We start from the raw sequence: 17117 nt of genomic DNA, 5'->3' as shown, positions 1-17117 counted from the left end.
TATCGGAAGTACCGTGCCTGAGCTCGCGACGGACACGGTAACCGCTGTCGTAGGGGACCGCTACATTATGGGGGCGAGGACAAAGATTGGTGCCCTACTGCCGGAGCAGATCCGGCAGCGCGAGCACCTCGACGCTATCGCCCGCGATGAGCATCGGTCGGGCAGCACCGTCGTCGAGCACCACAACCTGCAGATCCTCAGGTTCACCGACCTCGACGGCGGCCAGACCGGCGGCGTCGGTGAAAAGGTGGGTGACCCATTCGTCGGCAAGCACCTCGGGCAAATGGAGCTCCGCTGTTCTCGGTGCGACCACCGAGGCGCCCACCGCGCCCGTAGCGATCACTTCCAGCAGCGCGGCCATCGTCTCAGGACGACCGTGCCGGAAAGTACGGGATTCGAAAGTGAGCCCGGCGCCGGCGACCAGCCGTTGCGCCGCGGTCGCCAATTCGTCGTAGGTCAACGTCGCGCCGGTGTCGGGGAGCACGATCGCCGGATCGTCACCCCGCAGCGTCCTTGCTCGATTCGCGTAGGTCACGGGCTTGGACGATTGGAGGTCGATTTCGGCAATCACCGCGGGATCGTCGAGGATGAGCCAGTCGATGCCGCCGGTCGGCGCCACTCCGCGACGCGTGATATCGCTCGCCGAGCTGATGCCGACCTTCAGCGCGGGCTCGTTCGGCAGCGCCGAATCCGCCGCCCGCATCGGAACCAGGGCAGCACCCGCCTTCAGCACGGCCCAGATGGTGGTCGCCACGTCGGGGCTGCGGTCGAGTCGCACCGCGACGCCGGTGCCTGGTCCACAGCCGTGCCCGATCAATACCCGGGCCAGTCGCGAAGATCCGGCGTCGAGGTCCTGGTAGGACAGTTCGGCTTCGCCGGACACCACCGCGGGCCCGAACGGATCGGATTCCACCGCAACGGCCAGCAATTGGGTCGGCGCGATCCGCGCGGTGGACGCGGAGTTATCGGTACCCGCGCCCGCGTCCGCGTCCGCGGCCGGTGCGGTCGGCACTCGACTGCGCTCCTGCGCATCGAGAATGTCGATGTCACCGACGCACACTTGCGGGTCGGCGACGACGGCGGCAAGTATCCGCTCGAAGCGCCGCCCGAAGGCCTGCACCGTGGCGTGGTCGAAAATATCCGTCGCATAGGCGAATACCGCGAGCATCTCGTCGGGTGATCCGTCGCCACGATGGCGTGGCTCGACGATCAGCTGGAGATCGAACTTCGCGGTCACTGTGCCCGCGTCCAGCCCTGTCACCGTCAGTCCCGGCAGTTCCAGCGACGGCGGCTCGGTGTCCTCGAACGACAGCGCCACCTGGAACAGCGGATGGTGCCCTGCCGGCCGCGCGAGCACGGTCTCCTCGACCACCCGCTCGAACGGAATGTCCGCGTTGGCGAATGCCGAAAGATCGGTCTCCCTCACCTGATCGACCAGAGCGGCGAAGCCGATCCCGGACGGCACTGCGGTGCGCAGCGTCAGCGAATTGACGAACATGCCGACCAGATCGTCGAGTGCGCGCTCGGCGCGCCCGGCGAACGGGGTGCCGACCGCGATATCGGAGCTGCCCGACAGCCGGGCCAGGAGCACGGCCAGCGCCGCGTGCACGACCATGAACAGCGTCGAATGCTGTTCCCGCGCAATACGCACGAGTCCTTCGTGCACGGCGGCGGGCACCCGGATCGCGGTCGATGCGCCACGCATGGACGGCGTAGCGGGCCGCGGCCGGTCCACCGGAAGATCCAGTGCGCCGGACAATCCGTCGAGCTGCTCGCGCCAGTACGCCAATTGCCGTGCAGCAACCGAGTTCTCATCGTCATCGGCGCCGATGACCTCGCGCTGCCAGATCGCGAAGTCCGCGTACTGCACCTCCAGCGGCTGCCAATCGGGCGAATTGCCGTGGATGCGTGCGAGATAGGCCGTCATCAGATCCCGCGCCAACGGCACCATCGACGTGCCGTCGGCGGTGATGTGGTGCACGACGAGAACCAGCAGATGCACCTCCGCCGACCCCGCGCGGCGCATCGCCGCGGTGACGTTCAGCAGTAGCGCCCGCACCGGAACTTGTTCTGTCACATCGAATCCGGTGGACATCATCGCGGTGAGTCTGGCGACCGGATCGGTGGTGACCTCCACCGCGAGGCCACCGGGAAGCACCTGGTCGACCGGCAGGATCTCCTGGTACGCCGTCCCGCCCGGCCCGTCGGTCGGGTAGCGGGTGCGCAGCGACTCGTGTCGTTCGAGCACATCGGCGATGGCATAGCGCAGCGCGTCGACATCCAGTGCGCCGGTCAGCCGGATCGCCATCGGGATGTTGTAGGCGAGCGAGTTCGGATCGACCCGGTTCAGCACCCACATCCGCTGCTGGGCCAGCGACAGCGGAATCCGATCCGGCCGAGTCATGCGCACCAGCGGCGACCTGGCTTCGGCGGCTGCCGCGGCGCCGGGCACGATGCGGGCCGCAAGCGTGCCGACGGTGCTCGCCTCGAACAACTCTCGCACCACGATGTTCGCGTCCAGCGCCTCGTTGATCCTGGCGACGGCTCTGGTCGCCAGCAGCGAATTGCCGCCGAGCAGGAAGAAGTCATCGTCCAGCCCCACCTCGGCGACGCCGAGCAGCCCGGCGAACACCTCGGCGACGGCCTGCTCGATCGGTGCGCCCGGCGCACGAAAGGTGGTGGCACTGATGAATGCCGGCGCGGGCAGCGCCCTTCGATCGAGCTTGCCGTTGGGCGTGAGCGGCAGCGTCTCGATGATCTCGAACGCATCGGGCACCATGTAGCCGGTCAGGAATTCGGCCACCTGACTACGCAGTTCGATCGGATCGAGCCGGTAGAGCCGCCCGTCCTCGGCGGCCGCGGGGACGACATAGCCGATGAGCCGATCACCAGCGTGTTCGTCCGAATGGACGAGCACCGCGGCCCGGCTCACGCCGGGACATCTCAGCAGCGCGGACTCGATCTCGCCGAGCTCGATGCGGAATCCACGCAACTGCACCTGCTGATCGCTGCGCCCCGCGTACTCCAGGCTCGCCTCGCCGCCGAAACCGACCCAGCGGCCGACGTCGCCGCTGCGGTACATCCGAGATCCCGGCGCGCCGAACGGATTTGCGACGAAACGCGTCGCCGCCAGTCCCGGCCTGCCGAGATACCCCCGCGACAGCTGACCGCCCGCGACATAGATCTCCCCGGCCACCCCGACCGGGGCGGGATGCAACCGAGTGTCCAGAACAAAGGCGTCCAGGCCGGGTAGGGCACGGCCGATCACACTCGCGGCGTTGTGGACGAGTCGCTCGTCCAGCGACAGGAACGACACGTGCACCGTGGTTTCGGTGATGCCGTACATGTTCACCAGCCACGGCTCGTTCATCGCGTGCCGCTCATACCAGGGCTGCAGCTGACGCAGATCCAGTGCCTCGCCGCCGAATATCACGTAGCGCAGCGCCAGCCTGCCCGCAGCGGCGGACTGCGCCGCGCGGTCGGCCTCGGCCAGCTGATAGAACGCCGAGGGCGTCTGATTCAGCACGGTGACGCCCTCGCGAATCAGCAACTCGCGGAACTGTTCCGGAGCGCGTGCGGTGAAGTGGTCGACCATCACCACGCTGCCGCCGTTGGCCAGCGCACACCACAACTCCCACACCGAGAAGTCGAAGGCGAAGGAGTGGAACAGCGTCCACACATCGGTTTCGTCGAATTCGAGGAGCAGCTGGGTGTTGGCGAACAACTCCAGGACATTGCGGTGCGCGACGCCGACGCCCTTCGGTTCGCCCGTCGAGCCGGAGGTGTAAATGACGTAGGCCAGATTGTCCGGGCGCAGCGGCGCGATGCGATGGGCATCGATGATCCTGCCGTCGGCGAACTCGAACGCTTCCTCCAGCAGCACGACCGGAATATCGCCGGGGGGCACGGCATCCCGTTCGCTCGCGGTGCTGAGCACGCACACCGGTGCGGCGTCGGCGAGCAGGTATTCCAGCCGCTGCACCGGGTAGGCGGTATCGATGGGCAGGTACGCCGCCCCGGTTGTGAGCACCGCGAGCAGGGCGACCGGCAGCTCCTCGGTCCGTGGAACTGCCACGGCGACAAGCGTTTCCGGTCCTGCACCGCGAGCTATCAGGGCCCGTGCCACCCGGTTGGCGCGACGCTGTAACTCGCCGAAGGTCAGTGTGGTGTCCCCGCAACACACGGCGATGGCATCGGGTCGCGCTCGCACCTGGGCGGCGATGAGGTCGACCAGGGTCACCTCGGGCACCTGCACGCCGGGGGTGTTCCATTCGTGCAGCACCAGCGCACGCTCACCGGGTGCGTACACGTCGATATCGCCGACGACGGCGGCCGAATCGGCGGCCACCGCGCCGAGGATCTTGCGGAAGCGGTCGGCGAAGTCGTGCACGGTGGCCGCGTCGAACAGCTCCGTCGCATAGGTGAACAGCGCCGAAATACCTTGTGCAGCACCGTCGGCATCGATGTTCTCGATCACTTCCAGCTGCAGGTCGAACTTTGCCAGCGGCAGCGCCATCTCCACGTGCGACACAGCCAGGCCGGGAAGTTCCAGCTCCGGCTGCGCCAGGTTCTGGAAGGTCAGCATCACCTGGAACAGCGGATGCCGCGCCGTGGAACGGACCGGATCGAGCAACTCGACCAGCCGCTCGAACGGCACGTCGGCGTGGCCGAAGGCTTGCACGTCGGTCTGTCGTACCGCGCGAAGCAGCTGCTCGAAGGTGCTGTCGGGGTCGACATCGGTGCGCAGCACAAGGGTATTGGCGAACATGCCGATCAGATCGTCGAGGGCCGCCGCGCCACGACCGGCGACCGGCGCCCCGATCGCGATGTCCCTGGTGCCCGACAACCGTGCGAGCAGCACCGCGAGCGCAGCGTGCACCACCATGAACAGCGTCGAATTGTGCTGCTGCGCCACATTGCGCAGCAGTTGATGCACTTCGGCATCGATATCGAAGGCGAAGACCGCGCCTTTGTTGGTCGCGACCACCGGACGCGGCCGGTCCACCGGCAATTCCAATTGGCCAGGAAGATCAGCCAATTCGTGCTGCCAGTAGGCAATCTGCCGGGCCGAAAGCGAATTCGCGTCATCTTCGCTGCCCAGAATCGCCCGCTGCCAGATCGCGTAGTCGGGGTACTGTACGGCCAGCGGCTGCCAGTCCGGCCGGCCGGCCCGCGTCCGAGTCACATACGCGGCCATCAGGTCCCTGGTCAGCGGGGCCATCGAGAAGCCGTCGCCCGCGATGTGGTGGACAATGCACACCAGCACGTGTTCGGCATCGCTGGTCTGCAACAGCCGCAGCCGCACCGGAGGTTCGGTCGTCACATCGAAGCCATCGATGATGGCCGCGGTGACCAAGCGGGGCAGATCGATCTCGGCGACCTGCTGCGGCTCGAGCTCGGGAACCGCCCGCACATCCTCGACCGGCAGCACGACCTGGAAGCCTTCGCCGTCGACATCGGGATAGATCGTGCGCAGCGACTCGTGCCGCTCGACCACATCGCGCACCGCAGCGCGCAGCGCATCGACATCGAGCCGACCCGACAACCGCACGGCAACGGGAATGTTGTCGACCGCGCTCGCCGGGTCGAAGCGGTTCAGGAACCACATCCGCTGCTGCGCGAACGACAGCGGAATCCGATCGGGCCGCGGCAGCGAACCGAGTGCCGGACCGGCGGCAGTACCGGCCAGCCGCTCCACCCGCTCGGCAAGCCCGGCAACGGAAGACGCCTCGAAGAGCAGCTGCACCGGCACTCGCGCGTCCAGTGCGTTGCCGATGCGCGCCACGGCCTGCGCCGCGAGCAACGAGTTTCCGCCGAGCGCGAAGAAGTCGTCATCCACGCCGACCCCGCCACCGGTATCGGTGGCGCCCGCGACCAGCAGCGCCGCGAAGACGTCGGCGACGATCTGCTCGGTCCGGGTGGCAGGTACGCGGAATTGTTCGGTCGCGAACACCGGTTCGGGCAGCGCGGCCCGGTCCAGCTTCCCCACCGGGGTGAGCGGAATTTCGTCGAGCACCACGATGGTGCTGGGAACCATATAGTCGGGCAACGATTTTCCGGCAAACGCCGCGAGCTCGGCGGTATCGACAACGACGCCGGGATCCGCGAGCACGTAGGCGACAAGCGCCATCGCGCCCGACGGGAGCGTGGTGCCGACGGTCGCGGCGAAATCGATGCCGGGATAGCTGGTCAGCACACTGTCGATCTCACCCAGTTCGACACGCATGCCGCGGATCTTCACCTGGAAGTCGCAGCGGCCGAGATATTCGAAGGCGCTATCGGATTCGCGCCGCCGGACCAGGTCGCCGGTGCGGTAGAGCCTGCTGTCCTCGGCGCCGGTCTCGGCGTCGAAAGGGCTGGCGACGAACCGGTCCGCGGTCAGCGCGGGCCGCCCGAGATAGCCCTGCGCGAGTGCGGCCCCGGAGAGGTACAGCTCGCCGATCACACCTGCAGGCACCGGGCGCAATCGCGAATCCAGCACGAACGCGCCGACTCCCGGGATGGCTGCGCCGATGGTGACTTCCGCGTGCGGCCGCATCGGCGCGGTGGTGGTGACCATGACCGTGGCCTCGGTCGGACCGTAGGCGTTGAACATCGTGCGGTCGCCGGTCGCCCAGCGGCCGACGAGTTCGGGATGGACCCGATCGCCACCCACCACGACGACGCGCAGCTCGTCGAGGCCGGTCGGCTCGACCGACTCCAGTGCGCCCGGTGTGATCAGCAGATGGGTGATCCGCTCGCGGCGGAGGAGATCGGCAAGGTCGGCGCCGCCGAACACCTTCGGCGGCACGATGACGAGTGTGGCGCCCGAGGCGAAGGTGAACAGCATCTCCATCAACGAGAAGTCGAAGCTCGGTGAGCTCAGCTGCGTGACCCGGGATCGGTCGGTGACCGCGTAGCGCTCGCATTGCGCGGTGACCAGGCCGGAAAGCCCGGTGTGGGTGACGACGACACCCTTGGGCTGTCCGGTCGATCCCGACGTGTAGATGACGTAGGCCGGGTGCTTGTCGATGAGCGGCCGGACCCGATCGGTGTAGGAGATCGGATGCTCGGGCCGGGCGGCGAAGCGTTCGGCGACCACCGGATCGTCGAGTTCGATCCAGTACACCGATCGCCCGAGGCCCGCGCGATGCGCCTGCGTGGTGAGTCCGAAAAGGACCTGCGAGTCGGACAGGATGTGCGCGATCCGGTCCGCGGGATAGGCCGGATCGACCGGCACATAGGCAGCCCCGGTCTTCGCGACGGCCCAGACCGCGAGCACCGATTCCACCGAGCGGGTGATCGCGATCGCCACCAGGTCCCCCGGGCCTGCACCGCGATCGATCAGCTCACGCGCAAGGCGTGAGGACGCCTCATCCAGCTCGCGGTAGGTGAGCTCACGCTGATCGGCCGGATCACCGGTCGGGTTGAACCGGATCGCCGCCGCATCCGCCGCCGACTCGACCGCTGCGGTCAGCAGCTGCCCGAGAAGCGGCGCCCCCGACCGCCGACGGCGGTTAACACGAACAGAACGTCGAGCAATATCCATTCGAGTGCATTCACCTCTCGCGTCAAGCCGGGCCGCGCGGCCGACACTATCTCCAAAGCCCCACTTCGAGGTCGTCGCTCTGGGCGACTGCGACCGCGCAACGAAAGAAGTGTAGGCATGCGCCGGTGACCGCCTCGAGTGCCAGGTGCATCGGGGGGCCGACGTGTTACGCACCGGTAAGCTACCCGGGGAGCCGAGCTGACGCGAGTCGTTCGGCGAATGTTCTGACTGGTCAATGGTTCATAGCGCCGTGCACCTCGAGCTCGCGGTCAGCACCTCGGCGATCCGATCGAGCGCGGTGCCGGTCGGGATCGCGTCGGACACTCCCGACTCGATCCCGACCGGCGCCGAATATCAGCTGCTACCAGGTGTTATTCGACAGCGGCAGCACTATCGGGCGAACCCGCCCACACCTCGGCCAGTACCGAGCCGATGCGGGCCAGCGCCGAGCCCGCCGTCATCCGCCAATGCGTTTGCGCCACGTCGAAGTCGCGCACGGTGCCATCGACCGCTTCGACCCATGTCGCGGCGCCTGCGCTACCGGCAGGCGCATCGTGGGCCGCGGTGAAGTAGACGAGGTCACCACGGAAGGGGCGGGCGCGGTACTCGTACATGAGGGCTGCCGATCGAATACCCGCATCGACCACTCGGGTAATCCGCTCGGGGCCGAACGAGGCGAACGGTTCCGGCAGTCCTGCTAACTGGTCGGCCAGCCTTGCCACGTCGATGGCCGCATCGAGGCCCAGGTCGACGTCGCCGAACAATCCACCGACCAACTCGGCAATCGGTAACGGCTCGGGTGCGGTGTCGGCTTCGACGGCCTCGACATCCATGGCGGTGGCCAAGAAGCTCGATGTCCTTGGCGCGCGGCTCGAGCAATCATATAAGCAACGCGCAGCACCGAGCCCAGCTCGGGCGGCTGCCGGACCGGCAGCGCATTATGCACGGCAACCGTTCAACTATCGGCCGGAATTCGTCCTAATGTTGCAGCTGATACCCAATCCGTGAGGGACTTCACAGCCAACCGCGACGAGTCGCTTGAACCCCGGCCTGAAAACGCGTGCTCGCACCGAGTCGCTCCAGTAATCGCGCGGTCCTGCGCACCACAGTGCGCCGCGACATTCCGAGTCTTCGCGCAATGGTGTCGTCGGTGGCGCCGAGGCCCATCAGAGTCAGGATCGCCTTGTCCTTTTCGTCGAGTTCATCGGCCGACGGATTCACCGAGATCGGCGCGGCCAGTGACCACAGCACATCGAAGGTCTTGATCGCCAGGCGCAACGCCGCGGAACCGTTGATGCGCAGGCCCATCGGGTCCGGTCGCCGTTCATCGGCATGCAGCACCAGGCTGGCCCGTTCGTCATCGCTGATGATCAGCTTGAACGGTGGCTCGGGCAGCGTGCGCGCCTGTGCCCCACTGGCATTGGTGGACAGCGCGTGCCGCAGCCGTTCCGGGTCCTGGTAAATGGTGTCCTGGTACAGGGTTTGGTAGCGGATGCCCGCACCGATCCTGGCCCGCTTCAGCTGGAAGAGCCGCTGCTCGCGTTCGATATCGCTGAGATAGGGGCCGCGCTCGATCACCTTGACGCTGCTGCGCGCCGCGGTCTGCATTTCCTCGAAGTCGGCCAGCATCTCGAGCCGCTCGAATACCGGCACTACGGAGCCGTTGGCGCGCGGCGAGCGGCGCACCGACCGGAAGGTCTCGCTGAGTCGCGATGCGGCGGCGTGCATGTGGTTGATGTCCTGCTGCCTGCGTCGAGCCTCGGCCTCCGACAGCGACTCCGGGGCGTGCGCATCCCACAGCAGCTCGCCATCGGGACCGACAAGGCATTCCGCGGCGTCGAGGTCGAGCAGTACTTTCAGTAATGCCTCGGCCACATCGACTGGCAGACCTAAATATCCGGCGATATCGGACAGCCTCGATCGCGGATGATGCACCAGCACGGCGTAGGCGCGGCCGTGCGGTGATCCAGGCTCGAAGATGTCGCCAAGCGCGGTCACCGCCAGAGCCTAACGACCGATTGGTGTTCGCGTGCGACCTGCGATCCGCCGAACATCAAGCCGGGCAACAAAAATCAGTGCGCCGACGGGCCCCACTGCAGGGGAACACCCTTGGAGGCCAGGTAGGGCATCGGGTCGATCTTGCTTCCCGCTTGGTCCCAGATCTCCAGGTGCAGGTGCGGACCGGTCGAGTTGCCGCGGTTGCCGACGGTGGCGATGACATCGCCCGCGTTGACCCGCTGCCCCTCGTGCACCAGCATCTCGTTCACGTGCCCGTAGACCGCGACGGTGCCGTCGTCCTGCTGCACGCGGACCCACAGGCCGAAGCCCGACGCCGGGCCGGCCTCGATGACGGTGCCGTTGCTCACCGAGTGAATCGGAGCGCCGAGCTGATCGGCGAAGTCGAGGCCGTAGTGGAACTCGCCCCACCGGCTGCCGTATCCAGAGCTGATCGCACCGGCGACCGGGCGAACCGCGGGGGCGGGCGCGAGCTGCTGCTGGGCGCCCTTCAGGATCTGCTCGACCTGGGCCAGCGGGCCCGCGATCTCCGGCGGCAGGTTGCCGATGCCGAACGGGGCGGCGACCGGCGCGGCGATCGGCTTCGCGACCTGCGGTGCGGGGAGCGACTCGGCGACGGGAGTCGCGGCGGCCCTGGCCTCCGAAACCGGCTGCGCGCCGGTGCCCTTGAAACTGATGGGAGTAGAAGCCTCGTCGGCGTCATGAGAGCCGGGCAGCAGCGGTGCTGCGATCGCCGGGGCAACCTGGGTCGCGGTGCCGAGCAGCGCGCTCGCCGCGACCGCAACGCCTGCGGCGACCTTCACTCGCTCGGTCGTGGTCGACTCGGCGCGATGCCGCGTCGGCCGACCCGAAACACCGTCGCCGATGAGGCTCATCACGGTTATGGAACTGGGGCCTACACGATGGTGCGACACAGCTGCGTCCTAGCTTCCGACCTACATTGGTGGTCAACGAATCCCGGGCCGGAACCACACCGTTTGTAACGATCTGGCAACTCCGGGCTATGTAACGTTTCGGCATCCGTTGTGACGGGAACTCTACCCCGTCGTGACCATTCCGCAACCTTCTCTCGAGAAATCGCAGGTAGGCCGGGGTCAACCGTCCAAATGAGCCAGACTGGGACCGTGATCATCGACGAAATGCGCGTCCCGATCGTGCTGGCCCCGATGGCAGGCGGACCCTCCACTCCCGAGCTGACCGCGGCCGTATCCGCGGCGGGCGGACTCGGCCTGCTGGCCGCCGGCTACCTGAGCGCGGAGGACACCGCGGCGCGCCTGGCCGCGACCCGCGAGCTGACCACCGCGCCGTTCGGCGTCAACCTGTTCACCCCCGGACCGCCGACGCCGCCCACCGCCTTCGCCGGCTATCTGGCCGAGCTCGGCGCGACGCACGAGCTCGGCACGCCGAAGTACGACACCGACGACTGGGACGCGAAGCTGGAACTGCTCGTCGCGGCTCCCGTCCCGGTGGTCACCTTCACCTTCGGCTGTCCGACCGCCGCCGAGATCGCCCGACTGCACGCTGTCGGGTCGGAAGCATGGGTGACGGTCACCTCCGCCGCCGAGGCGCACATCGCGGCCGAGGCAGGGGCCGACGTGCTCATCGCTCAGGGCGCCGAGGCAGGCGGACATCGCGCCACCTTCATCGACCGGATCGCCGACGACAACGTCGACCCGCTGGGGCTACTCGCGCTGTTGCAGATCCTCACCACCAGCGTCGAACTCCCGATCGTCGCCGCCGGCGGCATCGGCACCGGTGCGGGGATCGCGGCGACACTGGCCGCGGGCGCGGCCGCCGCCCAGCTCGGCACCGCATTTCTGCGCTGCCCCGAAGCGGGCACCAACCCGGTGCACCGCGCCGCCATCGGCTCCACCACTGCGACCATGCTGACCCGCGCGTTCACCGGTCGCCGGGCTCGCGGCCTGCGCAACCGGTTCCTGGACGAACACACCGCGACGGCGCCGGTCGCCTATCCGGAAATCCACTTTGCCACCGCGCCGCTGCGGGCCGCCGCGAGGGCAGCAGGCAATCCGGAGGAAGTGAATATGTGGGCCGGTCAGACGCACGCTCTCACCTCCGAGCTACCGGCCCGCGAATTGGTCCACGCCCTGGCTTCCGATACGAAAACCGCTCTGAAACGGGCACTTTCACGACGAATCCTGGATTGTTGACAACCACTTTCGATTAGAATGCTGAGGGCATCGCATCCGCCATCCACCTCATCCCCGGAGGAGAGCGCTATGTCCCTCGATGTTCCCACCGCACTACTCGAACGCGCCGAACGTGGCGAGGTCGACGACGCGGAATTCGTCGAATGTGTTCGCAATTCATTGCCCTACGCCTGGGAGGTAGTCAGCCGGGTGGCCGGTGAACTGCACTCCGGCACCGAGGAATACGCCGACAACGTGGTTCCGCCGCCGGACGAAGTGGCGCGCGGTCAACTGCTGCGCGCCATGGCCTCCGACGCGATCCGCGGCGGCCTGGAACGGCACTTCGGCGTGAAACTCGCCTTCCAGAACTGTCACCGAGTCGCGGCCTTCCCGCTGTCCGCGGTCGGCGGCGAGACCTACAGCACGTTCATCGGCACCCGCGCTCAACTGCTCAATCAGAGCCCGGAGCTTCGTAACTGCTGATCGGCAGCATCGCACAGGCCCGGCGCGGCAATATAATTCGCCCGCGCCGGGCCTGCTGCGGTGAGCTCAGGACAGGGTGGTGATCGTCAGCTCGCCGTCGGCGTACTGGGCACGCAGGCGCTTCTTGTCGAACTTGCCGACACTGGTCTTCGGCACCTCCGCAATGAAGGTCCAGTGTTCCGGCAGTTGCCATTTGGCGAACTTGTCGGCCAGGAATTCGCGCAGCTCCTCCGGCTTGGCCTCGGCGTCTTCCCGCAACACGATGGCGACCAGCGGGCGCTCGTCCCACTTCTCGTCCGGGACGCCGATGACCGCGGCCTCGGCAACGGCCGGATGACCCACGACCGCGTTCTCCAGGTCCACCGAGGAGATCCACTCGCCGCCGGACTTGATCACGTCCTTGGACCGATCGACCAGCGTGAGGTAGCCGTTCGGGCTGATCTTGCCGACATCGCCGGTGCGCAGCCAACCGTCATCGAACTTGTCCGGATCGACCGATGACCCGTCCGGCGAATAGTAGGACGCGGTGATCCAGGGCCCGCGAACCTCCAGCTCACCCAACGCTTCTCCGTCATTGGGCACCACGCTGCCGTCGTCGGCGACCAACCGCGCCTGCACGTTCGCCGGGAATCGGCCCTGGGTGAAGCGATAGGCCCACTCCTGCTCACCGGTGGCGCTGGCGGGCGGATGCGCGACGCTGCCCAGCGGCGAGGTTTCGGTCATGCCCCAGGCGTGCAGAATCTTCACGCCGTGCTTTTCCTGGAACGCCCGCATCATCGACGGCGGCACCGCCGAGCCACCGACCACCACCGTTCGCAGATGCGAGATGTCCTGCGGCTTCGCGGCCAGGCCGGCAAGCACGCCGCCCCAGATGGTCGGCACGGCGGCGCCGAAGGTGGGCTTTTGCGATGCCATCAGCTCCAGCAGCGGCCCCGGCTGCAGGAAACGGTCGGGCATCAGCAATTTCGCCCCGGACATCAGTGCCGCGTAGGGCAGGCCCCATGCGTTGGCGTGGAACAGCGGGACGATGGCGAGCACATCGTCGGCCTCGGTGAAACCCATGCTGTTCGGCGAGCACACCTGCATGGCGTGCAGCCAGTTGGAGCGGTGCGAATACACAACGCCCTTCGGGTCGCCGGTGGTGCCGGAGGTGTAACACATTGCGGCGGCGGATCGTTCGTCGATCACCGGGAAGTCGTAGGAGTCCGACTGCGCGGCGAGCAGCTCGGTGTAAGAGTGCACCTGCACCCCGGCGGGCGCCTCCAACGCGGCGGCGTCACCGTTGGCCACGATCACGTGGCGAACCGTCTTCAGGTTCGGCAGGTACTGCGCGAACATCGGCAGCAGCGTGCCATCGACGATGACCACCTGGTCCTCGGCGTGATTGGCCACGTAGACCACCTGCTCGGGGAAGAGCCGGATATTGAGCGCGTGCAGTACCGCCCCCATCGCGGGCACCGCGATGTAGGCGACCAGGTGCTCGTTGTTGTTCCACATGAACGTGCCGACACGATCACCGATGCCGATCCCGAACCCGCGCAGCGCATTCGCCAGCCGGGCCGACTCGGCCCCCAGCTCGCGATAGGTCATGGTGCGCACATCGGACCCGGTCCAGGTGGACACGGTGGAATCACCCACGAACGTCGATGCATAGCGCAGCAACGTCGCCAGCGACAACGGCTCGTCCTGCATGGTGCTCAACATCGGAACTCCTCTTCCTTCGGTGGCTGGCCACCGGCATATCGACCATGAGCCACATCACATCGGCGATGCTACCCAACAGTAGGCGCGACCCGAGGTGGCGCTGGAAAACTTTGTGCCGCCGCCTATAGGCGACTGCCATCAGTTTCCTGAGGTCAGCCCGAATGCGCGGGATAGGCGTGGACCAGAGCGGTGTCCAACCTGGGGACCGCGTGGGTGAGGGTGTGCTCGGCGCCGTGCGCCACCCGGTGCGCATCGGCGAGGGAGGTGGATGCAGCGACGTCCAACTCCACATCGGCGTGCAGGCGATGACCGATCCAGCGCATCCGAAGACTGCGCACACCGAGCACACCCGGCTCGGCAACAAGCGCCTGCTCCGCGGTGGCCACCAAATTCGGTTCCACACCGTCCATCAAGCGGCGGAACACATCCCGGGCTGCGGTGCGTAGCACCGCGAGGATGGCGACGGTGATCAGCAGGCCGACCACAGGATCGGCCGACGGGAACCCGAGCGCCACCCCGGCAACCCCGAAAAGCACTGCCAGCGAGGTGAATCCATCGGTTCGCGCATGCAGGCCGTCGGCGACAAGCGCGGCCGAACCGATCCGCCGCCCCACCCTGATCCGATACAGCGCCACCGTCTCGTTTCCGAGGAATCCGATCACCCCGGCCGCGGCAACCCACCCGAGATGCTCGATCGGCACCGGATCCAGCAGTCGCCGCACCGCCTCGTACCCGGCGATCACCGCCGACAACGCGATCATGGCGACCACGAACAGGCCCGCGAGATCCTCTGCGCGCCCGAACCCATAGGTATAGCGCCTGGTGGCCGCCCGCCGCCCCAGCGCGAACGCGATCCACAGCGGCACCGCGGTCAACGCGTCGGAAAAGTTGTGAACGGTGTCCGCCGCCAACGCCACCGACCCGGACACCGCAACGATCAGCACCTGCACCAGCGCCGTCGCCCCGAGCACGCCGAGACTGATCTTCACCGCTCGAATGCCGACCGCACTGGCCTCCAACGCATCATCGACGCTGTCGGCGGCGTCATGGCTGTGCGGGGCGAAGATCTCCCGCAGGATGCCCCGTAAGCCGTCCGGGTGATCGTGGTCGTGCACATGCTCGTGTCCATGGCCACGGTGTTGTGCACGGTCGCGGTCACGCGAACCGGCCTGGTCGTGTGCAACGGCCTGCCCGTGGTCGTGGCCATGGTCATGTGCAACGGCCTGGCCAGGCCCGTGGCCGTTCTCATGTGCATGGCCGTGGTCGTGCCCGCGGCCCTCTACATGGTCATGGTCATGCCCCTGAGCAGGTTCGGAGCCGTGCAAGTGATCGTGGCCGTCCGCAGCACTGTGCATGTGCGCGTTGCCATCTCGGCCGGCGAGTCGGCTCTGGGCGTGGCCGTATCGGTGCAGCAGGTCGAGTCCGCGCCAGCGGAAACCATTGCGCTCGTGGCTCATTCCGACACCGCCCGATCCCCCGCGGGCAACTCGCGCACCGCCGTGACGCCGCGGTGATGCGGCGGGATACCGGGACCCGCGTGCTCGGCGTTATAGACCGCGTCCATGACCAGCTGCCGGACGTGTTCGTTCTCCAGACTGTAGAAGATCGTCGTCCCGGCCCGTCGAGTTCGGACCAACCGCGCCATCCGCAGCTTGGACAGGTGCTGGGACACCGACGGTGCGGGCTTCCCGATGTACCCGGCCAGGTCGTTCACCGACAGCTCCCGATCGACCAGCGCCCACAGCACCTGCACCCGGGTCGCGTCGGCCAGCATCCGGAACACCTCGACAACCAGCCCCACCTGATCCTCCGCCAAGGGCGGAGCCAATGGCTCGTTATCTGCATTCATACGCAGATAATAAGCCATGAGCGCAGGCTCCGATACCCCACGTATCCCGACCCCGGATCGGATCGGGTCGGCCGCACGCCCGGCCCGGGCCGCCGAGGCGGTGGACCAGCAGGAAATTCATCATGCGCGCTGCACATCCAGGCCATGGTCGGACTGCATCAGCAGGCCGCCGCCGATCTGGCCGGGGCCGATGAGGGTACGGAACCGGGCGACTTCGCAGCCGCCCACGAACTCATCGATCAGCGACGTCGTGAGGTCCGCGATGATCGACGGCTCCCCTTGTCCGCGTTGCTGATTCGCCTGATCGAACCAGTTCCAGCAGTAGCTTTCGTCGGCCGCCTCGGCCTGCACCGGATACGCGAGCACGAGCCCATTTCCTCAGCGATCCGAGTCAGCGAGAACCCGGCGTCCGCTCACCACTCCGAGCAGTCGCTCACCTAGCGACGCAGGCGTTGCGTGATTGCGGTCCGTAGGACCGACACCGCGCCACGCACCAGCAGGCCCGCCGCGATCAGCGGGGCAAACAGCAGCCACGGCGAGCCCTGGTGGTAGTCGCAGTAGAACCGCAAGGCGCTGCGGTGGTGGCTGCGGATCTTCCGGAACGGGGCCGACCGCATACTGCCGCCTTCGCGGTGGCGAATCTCGACGGTGGGGTCCAGCACGACCCGCCAGCCGGCGCGGTGCATGTCGAGAGCCATCTTGGTTTCCTCGAAGTAGAGGAAATAGCGGGTGTCGAACCCACCGACGGCGTCGAATGCCGCACGCCGGAATAGCATGCAGCACCCGGAGATCCAGTCGACATCGCTGACCGCGGTCACCGGCTCACCGAAGTACCGCCGAGTGGCGGGATTGCCTGGCCACACACCGCCCAGCAACGCGTGCGCGACGCCCACCGCGAGCGACGGGAACCGGCGCCCGGTCGGGTAGTGCGTCCCGTCGAGCCGGGTCACCTGCGGCCCGATCATGCCGATCTTGTCGTCAGTGCGAGCGGTTTCGACAAGCGCGGCTATCGAGCCCGGTGCGAGGTGGGTATCGGGGTTGGCGACCAGGATCCATTCGGCGTTCGTCGCGGCGGCACCCTGGTTGATTGCGGCGGACAGGCCGACGTTCTTACGGTTGCGGATCACTGTCCCGCCGAACTGCTCGACAAGGCCGGCGCTCCCGTCGGTCGATGTGTTGTCGACACCGACGACATCGACCGTCAGCGGCTCGACTGCCGCCGTTAGCGAATCCAAGAACGGCGGCAGATCCTCTGCGCTCTGGTAGGTAACCAAGACAAGGCCGACGGTCTTCTCATCGCGGCGAGACATGCCGGGCAACCTATCACCTCGGCTGGATCGCCACACCTACGAGCGTGTCGGGCATCAGCAGGTCAAACGCCCGTACG

General features: G+C 67.3%; 12 protein-coding genes. 3 read left to right on the top strand and 9 right to left on the bottom strand.

The window, feature by feature from the left end; translation table 11 throughout:
* Positions 1-94 precede the first annotated feature (94 nt).
* The 4 genes from OHA42_RS09270 to OHA42_RS09255 form a co-directional block, all read right to left on the bottom strand.
* Complete coding sequence (locus tag OHA42_RS09270; RefSeq protein ID WP_406236198.1) at positions 95-7528, bottom strand: amino acid adenylation domain-containing protein; 7434 nt, start codon at positions 7526-7528, stop codon at positions 95-97.
* A 371-nt stretch (positions 7529-7899) separates the two neighbouring features.
* Positions 7900-8373, bottom strand: coding sequence for a hypothetical protein (locus OHA42_RS09265; protein WP_406236196.1), 474 nt, complete (start codon positions 8371-8373; stop codon positions 7900-7902).
* A 169-nt stretch (positions 8374-8542) separates the two neighbouring features.
* On the bottom strand, positions 8543-9526 hold the full coding sequence (locus tag OHA42_RS09260; RefSeq protein ID WP_406236195.1) for a DNA-binding response regulator: 984 nt from the start codon (positions 9524-9526) through the stop codon (positions 8543-8545).
* Between the two features lie 74 nt (positions 9527-9600).
* Positions 9601-10419, bottom strand: coding sequence for a M23 family metallopeptidase (locus OHA42_RS09255; RefSeq protein WP_406236193.1), 819 nt, complete (start codon positions 10417-10419; stop codon positions 9601-9603).
* Between the two features lie 249 nt (positions 10420-10668).
* Between OHA42_RS09255 and OHA42_RS09250 the strand changes: the two genes are divergently transcribed.
* Both OHA42_RS09250 and OHA42_RS09245 read left to right on the top strand, forming a co-directional pair.
* Entirely contained in the window at positions 10669-11715 is a 1047-nt protein-coding gene (locus OHA42_RS09250) for a nitronate monooxygenase (RefSeq protein WP_406236191.1), read from the top strand.
* A gap of 69 nt (positions 11716-11784) precedes the next feature.
* Positions 11785-12177 (top strand): SCO5389 family protein, encoded by a 393-nt coding sequence (locus OHA42_RS09245; protein ID WP_328409101.1) that lies wholly within the window; start codon positions 11785-11787, stop codon positions 12175-12177.
* 66 nt (positions 12178-12243) lie between these two features.
* Here OHA42_RS09245 and OHA42_RS09240 read toward each other — a convergent pair whose 3' ends face one another.
* Together OHA42_RS09240 and OHA42_RS09235 are read right to left on the bottom strand one after the other, a co-directional pair.
* On the bottom strand, positions 12244-13881 hold the full coding sequence (locus OHA42_RS09240) for a long-chain fatty acid--CoA ligase (protein WP_406236189.1): 1638 nt from the start codon (positions 13879-13881) through the stop codon (positions 12244-12246).
* Positions 13882-14033: 152 nt separating this feature from the next.
* On the bottom strand, positions 14034-14996 hold the full coding sequence (locus tag OHA42_RS09235) for a cation diffusion facilitator family transporter (RefSeq protein ID WP_406236187.1): 963 nt from the start codon (positions 14994-14996) through the stop codon (positions 14034-14036).
* Positions 14997-15008: 12 nt separating this feature from the next.
* Here OHA42_RS09235 and OHA42_RS09230 point away from each other — a divergent pair, with 12 nt between their 5' ends.
* Complete coding sequence (locus OHA42_RS09230; RefSeq protein WP_406236185.1) at positions 15009-15395, top strand: hypothetical protein; 387 nt, start codon at positions 15009-15011, stop codon at positions 15393-15395.
* On the opposite strand, the gene OHA42_RS09225 is transcribed toward OHA42_RS09230, so the two are convergent.
* The 3 genes from OHA42_RS09225 to OHA42_RS09215 form a co-directional block, all read right to left on the bottom strand.
* A complete protein-coding gene (locus OHA42_RS09225; RefSeq protein WP_406236183.1) occupies positions 15335-15730 on the bottom strand; it encodes an ArsR/SmtB family transcription factor in 396 nt (131 codons plus the stop codon). The two genes, OHA42_RS09230 and OHA42_RS09225, sit on opposite strands and share 61 nt — an antisense overlap.
* A gap of 120 nt (positions 15731-15850) precedes the next feature.
* On the bottom strand, positions 15851-16096 hold the full coding sequence (locus tag OHA42_RS09220; protein ID WP_406236181.1) for a hypothetical protein: 246 nt from the start codon (positions 16094-16096) through the stop codon (positions 15851-15853).
* A 71-nt stretch (positions 16097-16167) separates the two neighbouring features.
* Positions 16168-17040: a glycosyltransferase family 2 protein gene (locus tag OHA42_RS09215; protein ID WP_406236179.1), complete on the bottom strand. Its 873-nt coding sequence runs from the start codon at positions 17038-17040 to the stop codon at positions 16168-16170.
* Between the last annotated feature and the right edge of the window lie 77 nt (positions 17041-17117).

The organism is Nocardia sp. NBC_01009, from assembly GCF_045208035.1.
GTDB lineage: Bacteria > Actinomycetota > Actinomycetes > Mycobacteriales > Mycobacteriaceae > Nocardia.
The sequence above is the reverse complement of the archived record's forward strand: the minus strand, read 5'-3'. Positions and strand labels throughout refer to the sequence as shown.

What these genes read in the sequence shown, in the direction of transcription:
- OHA42_RS09270 (WP_406236198.1), bottom strand. Translation starts at nt 7,528, where the DNA reads ATGGATATTGCTCGACGTTCTGTTCGTGTTAACCGCCGTCGGCGGTCG.
- OHA42_RS09255 (WP_406236193.1), bottom strand. Translation starts at nt 10,419, where the DNA reads ATGAGCCTCATCGGCGACGGTGTTTCGGGTCGGCCGACGCGGCATCGC.
- OHA42_RS09245 (WP_328409101.1), top strand. Translation starts at nt 11,785, where the DNA reads ATGTCCCTCGATGTTCCCACCGCACTACTCGAACGCGCCGAACGTGGC.
- OHA42_RS09240 (WP_406236189.1), bottom strand. Translation starts at nt 13,881, where the DNA reads ATGTTGAGCACCATGCAGGACGAGCCGTTGTCGCTGGCGACGTTGCTG.
- OHA42_RS09230 (WP_406236185.1), top strand. Translation starts at nt 15,009, where the DNA reads ATGGCCACGGTGTTGTGCACGGTCGCGGTCACGCGAACCGGCCTGGTC.
- OHA42_RS09225 (WP_406236183.1), bottom strand. Translation starts at nt 15,730, where the DNA reads ATGAATGCAGATAACGAGCCATTGGCTCCGCCCTTGGCGGAGGATCAG.
- OHA42_RS09215 (WP_406236179.1), bottom strand. Translation starts at nt 17,040, where the DNA reads ATGTCTCGCCGCGATGAGAAGACCGTCGGCCTTGTCTTGGTTACCTAC.